Origin of the sequence: Collinsella sp. D33t1_170424_A12, assembly GCF_015554865.1 — a bacterium.
GTDB lineage: Bacteria > Actinomycetota > Coriobacteriia > Coriobacteriales > Coriobacteriaceae > Collinsella.
Window position 1 is genome coordinate 1 of the sequence record NZ_JADNJJ010000157.1, and the last position, 4,833, is coordinate 4,833.

The following is a 4,833-nucleotide window of genomic DNA, read 5'->3' on the forward strand; positions in this document are numbered from 1 at the left end:
CGTTCGCCCCTTTGCGGGCGGCGACCCGCGTACGTGTTCGAATAACGCTATAGATGAAGGAATGGCCTTCCGGTTTCTAACAACGCTGTTGGAAGCCGGAAGGTTTTCCGTTAGCGCTGCGTCCGCATTTTCTGACTGCGTTCGCTCGCTGCGCCCCCACACGGAACAATGGACTCACGGCGCGTGCGATGGATGTGCGAGCCGGTGGGACGACGAGAAAGGGTGCGGTTGTGAAGCGGAGGACGAGGATGGTCGTAAGCGTGATATCGGGGGTCGCCGCGGCAGCGATCGCCCTGTTCTATGCGTCGTCGGTCAGGGCGGAAGCTGAGCGCGTGCAGCGCGAGACGCTCGAGCGCTATGGAGGGGACTTGGTCGACGTGTGCGTGGCGACGAGGGAGATCGATGCGGGCGAGACGATCGATGAGTCGAATACTGCGATAGAGCACTGGGTTGCCGACCTTCTTCCGCCCCAAGCCGCGACGTCCCTGCGCGAGGTGGTTGGCAAAACGGCGACCTCGCGTATTCCGAAGCGGGCGGTGCTGTGCCCGCTGTATACCGAGCGTCGCGATTCGACGTTGGATATCCCGTCGGGGTGCGTGGCGGTGTCGGTGGCCGTGGATGAGGCCCATGCGGTGGGCGGGGCGCTAGAGCCGGGGGACGCCGTGGACGTTTACGTATCGAAGGACGCGGTTGCCAACAGGCTGGGAAGGGCCCAGGTGATCGATACGAGTTCACACGCCACCGATGGTGGAAAGCTCGCGTGGGTGACTGTTGGCGTGGAGCCGGCGGCTGTGAACGAGGTGCTGGCCGCGGCGTCGACGGGCGAGGTCACCTTGGTGGCGCCGCGTGCTGCCGAGCACACACGGGGAGGCGAAGAGTGATGGGGCGCGTATGGCTGGCCTGCTGCCCGCTGGATCAGTATGCGTATATGCGCGCGGAGCTGTGCGCCCGCGATGCGGGGGCGCGCCTGCTGCGCTTTGGCGAGATGGATGAGTTCGAGGAATTCGCCTCGTCCATGCCGCAGGCGAACATCGGCGCGGCGCTGTACGTACGAGTCCTGGATGCCGAGGCGGAACGGGCGGTGGGAGAGCTTGCGCGGCTTGGTTGTGCGAGCGAGATCATCGTGTTCGCACGCGAGCTCGACCCCGGGATCGTCGCTCGCGTGTTCTATGCGGGAGCTACAGAGGTCATTGCCGCGAAGGATGGCGAATCCGAAACGCGGTTGAACTGCGAGGCGCGATCGGAGAGAGGGCCCGACGCGACCGGTGACGTGCGCCTTGGCGGCGATGACGGACGGCAGGGGGCTTCGATTGCGGGCGTTTGCGATACGCCATCGGAGCCCCTTGCGGGGCACGGGGGGATGACGCTTGGCGGGGAGGCCGGATCGTCATCGATCGATGGGAGGCCCGCGCCGCCGCCGTCTGATGGGGTGCGCCCTTCGGCGCATCGTGGTCGAGGCGCGCCGCTCGTGACGTTCATCTCCGGCCGGGGCGGCGTTGGAAAGACGACGCTCGCGGTGGAGTTCGCGCTTTGCGCGGCCAAGTGGGGCCTGCGCGCCGCCTTGGTTGACTTGGATTTGATGTTCGGGAACGCGGCGGCCCTGTTGGGTGTGAACGAGTGCGCGGATTTGGGAGAGCTTCTGGGCGACCGGGATGGATCGTTCGACCGGGCGGTGGAGCGAACGGCGATGCGCGTCGCGCCCGGGCTGACGGTGTGGGGTCCCCTGGCGCTGCCTGAACAGGCGGAGCTAATGGCCGCGCCGGTCGAGCGCCTGCTCGATGTGCTGCGCGCCGTGGCGGATGTGGTGTTTATCGATACCTCGGCGTTCTGGGGGGATGCCGTGGGCATGGCGGTCGCTTCGTCCGATCGCTGCCTGATCGTGGGCAGCGGTTCACAGGGGGTTGCTCCTGCCGTGCGAGCGATGGAGCTTGCGGTGCGCCTGGGTGTTCCGAAGACGCGTATGACGAGCTTGTTTAACAGACTGGGCGCGCCCGGTTGCGGAGAGGAGCATGCCATGCGTTTCGAGATGGGGACGGCGTTGCAATCGCGAATGAGGGTAGTCGATGCGGGCTCCGACATGGCTGCCGCTGCAGACTTTGGGCGCGTGACAGAGCTGTTTGGAGCGAACGGTCCCCATGTGAGAAGCGTTGAAGCGTGCGTTGGTAGGTTGCTGCGGGAGATGGGCTGTCCGGTCGACACCGGTGATCAGGAGGCGAGCGTTGCGCTCGAGGAGCGCCCGCGTATTCGGCTCCCTTGGGGACGAAGGGTAGGTGAAAGGCCGTGAGCGTGTACGAACGCGTGCGTGATCGCGAGGTGCAGCGGCATGCCGGTGCGGCGGCTTCCCATGTTGGGGTGCGCGTGCGAGAAATGGGGCCGTCCGTAAAGCGGGCGGTGCTGGAGCGCGTGGGGTATGAGGAGGTGGCACGAATCGTAGCACTCGCCGATCCGAATCGCGCACGTGACGAATTGCGTCCGGCGGTCGAGGCTGTTGTGAACGTGGTGGCGCCCGATGCGCTGGACGGCGCGAAACGCGACGAGCTCCTTGCGGCGGTTCTCGATGATATCGTGGGGCTGGGTCCGCTGCAGCCGCTGTTAGAGGACGACACCATCACCGAGGTGATGGTGAACGGACCGCGCTCCGCTTTCTACGAGCAAGGTGGAATGCTGCATTCGTTTGAGCGGCCCTTTGAGAGCGACGAGCAGATCAGGCTTATCGTCGACCGGATTATCTCGCCGCTCGGGCGCAGGATCGACGAGCGAAGCCCCATGGTGAACGCGCGGTTGAGGAACGGGTATCGCGTGAACGCGGTGATACCGCCAGTTGCCCTCGACGGCACGCTGTTGACGATCCGCAAGTTCTCCGACCGCATCAGCACCCTTGACGAGCTGGTTGAGATAGGCTCCCTGCCGCGATGGTATGCGACCTTGCTGTCGTTCGCGGTTCGGGCGCGTGAGGATTTGGCGGTTGCGGGCGGAACGGGTTCCGGCAAGACCACGCTGCTTAACGCGCTTTCCGGAGCGATTCCCGAGGATGAGCGCATCTTGACTATCGAAGACGCCGCCGAGCTCCAGTTTTCCCACCATCCGCACGTGGTGCGGCTTGAGGCTCGCGAGTCCTCTATCGAGGGCGAGGGGGCTGTGACTATTCGCGATTTGGTGGCGAATGCGCTGCGCATGCGACCCGATCGCATCGTGGTGGGAGAGGTGCGCGGGGCCGAATGCATAGATATGCTGCAGGCTATGAATACCGGGCACGATGGGTCGCTGACAACCCTGCATGCGGGGTCGGCCGAGGAGGCGGTTGTGCGCCTGACGCTGCTTGCGCGGTTCGGCATCGATCTGCCCTCCGCGCTTATCGAGGAGCAGATCGCGACGGCGCTCGATGGCATCGTGATGTCTGAGCGCCGGGCGGACGGCAGGAGGTTCGTGAGCTCGTACAGCGGTGTGGGCCGTGCACCATCCGGAGGAATCGAGCTGGCGGAATACGTTTGCTTCGATGTGGCGAGCGAGGAGTGGAGACTCGTGTGCGAGCCGCCGTTCGTGGAGCGCGCGATGCGTGGTGACGTGCTCGGTGCAGAGGAGGTTGAGGCATGGAGGCGATCGTTGCCAGCCTGATCGGGCTTTTGACGGCGATGTCGGCGTGGGGGCTGCTGCAGGAGAAAGCTTGGGCCGAGGAGGCGGTTCATGCAGCGCGTGGCCAGGGCGCTGGGACGGTGGGGGTGGCTGCGCGCACGGCGGTGCGCCGGTTGGATCTGGCGGTGGCGCAAAGCGTGGAGCGCATGCCCGCGACTGCTCGCCGACGGGCCGTTGCCTGTCGGGATCTGCTTGCGTCCCACCTGCCGGACTGGTGGAGCGCGCCACCCTATGCATCGATTGCCGTATGCGCGGCTGCTTGCGGTCTTGCTGTGGCGCTCCTGGGCGGGTCGTGGGCGGGGTTTGCTGCCGGCTTCATGGGTTTTGTCGCGGTACTCGGCGTGGAGAGCGCCCGGGAGGAAAAGCGTTCGGCCGAGAAGATCGAGAAAGAGCTGCCCGAGGCGTTTCGCGCCCTTTCGATTTCTTTGGGATCGGGGCATTCCCTTGCGCGGGCGATGCGCTATGTGGGGTCGCATGCCGACGGGGTGATCAAGGTTGAATTCATGCGCGTCGGCATGCTGATCGACTGTGGGACCTCGGCGACCGTGGCGCTCGATGAGTTGCTCGCCCGCATGCCGACGCACGGTATGGATATGGTTGCCCTTGCCTTGAAGGTGTCGAAGCGAACGGGTGCGCCGTTGTCGGGCTTGCTCGCCGAAGCGGCATGTTGGGCGGGCGATCGTATCGAGCTGAGGAGGACGCTTGATGTAAAGACCGCGCAGGCGCGGATGTCCGCGCACATCGTTTCGGCGATGCCGGTGGCCATGATGTTGTTCTTGCTGTCGTTTTCCGCTGATTTTCGCGCTGGGGCGGCAACGCTCTCGGGTGCTCTTTGCATAGGGGTTGCCGTGGCCCTCAATGCGGTCGCGGTCGCGGTGATTACCCGAATCATGAGGTTGGAGCTGTGATGGATGGCGTGGCGATGGACGGAATGGCCGTTGCGGTAGGGCTGTGCGCCGCAACCTGCATATGGACGGCGGGCGGTGCGAGCCGGGCAGAGATGCGAGAGATGCTTGATGGCTGGCTGGATGCTGTCTTGCGGTTGCGGGGTGCCGTCAATCGGGGGATGGGCGCCTTGATGCATTCTCTGGAGCCCGTGCAGCCCGAGACGACATTGGGCGAGGTGGCGGAGATGGTTGACATGGTTCGGCTGGGGCTGACGGCGGGGTTGTCGTTCGATGCGGCGCTCGATTTGTATTG

General features: G+C 65.2%; 4 protein-coding genes and 1 pseudogene. All 5 read left to right on the forward strand.

Features of this window, described 5'->3' with window-relative positions; all coding sequences use genetic code 11:
* Positions 1-230: 230 nt before the first annotated feature.
* Complete coding sequence (gene cpaB / locus I2E26_RS06800) at positions 231-881, forward strand: Flp pilus assembly protein CpaB (protein WP_195420126.1); 651 nt, start codon at positions 231-233, stop codon at positions 879-881.
* On the forward strand, positions 881-2,284 hold the full coding sequence (locus I2E26_RS06805; RefSeq protein WP_195420127.1) for a P-loop NTPase: 1,404 nt from the start codon (positions 881-883) through the stop codon (positions 2,282-2,284). Before cpaB ends, I2E26_RS06805 begins: the two co-directional genes overlap by 1 nt.
* Positions 2,281-3,615 carry a CpaF family protein gene (locus I2E26_RS06810; RefSeq protein WP_370551462.1) on the forward strand — a complete coding sequence of 445 codons (1,335 nt, stop codon included), beginning with the start codon at positions 2,281-2,283 and terminating at the stop codon, positions 3,613-3,615. The genes I2E26_RS06805 and I2E26_RS06810 overlap by 4 nt, the downstream gene beginning before the upstream one ends.
* Positions 3,591-4,541 (forward strand): type II secretion system F family protein, encoded by a 951-nt coding sequence (locus I2E26_RS06815; protein WP_195420128.1) that lies wholly within the window; start codon positions 3,591-3,593, stop codon positions 4,539-4,541. The genes I2E26_RS06810 and I2E26_RS06815 overlap by 25 nt, the downstream gene beginning before the upstream one ends.
* Positions 4,541-4,833, forward strand: a pseudogene (locus tag I2E26_RS06820) (hypothetical protein); the annotation flags it as partial. The gene I2E26_RS06815 and the pseudogene I2E26_RS06820, both read left to right, overlap by 1 nt.

Bases quoted from the DNA above. Each gene is read 5' to 3' on its own strand.
- I2E26_RS06805 (WP_195420127.1), top strand. From the start codon at position 881: ATGGGGCGCGTATGGCTGGCCTGCTGCCCGCTGGATCAGTATGCGTAT.
- I2E26_RS06815 (WP_195420128.1), top strand. From the start codon at position 3,591: ATGGAGGCGATCGTTGCCAGCCTGATCGGGCTTTTGACGGCGATGTCG.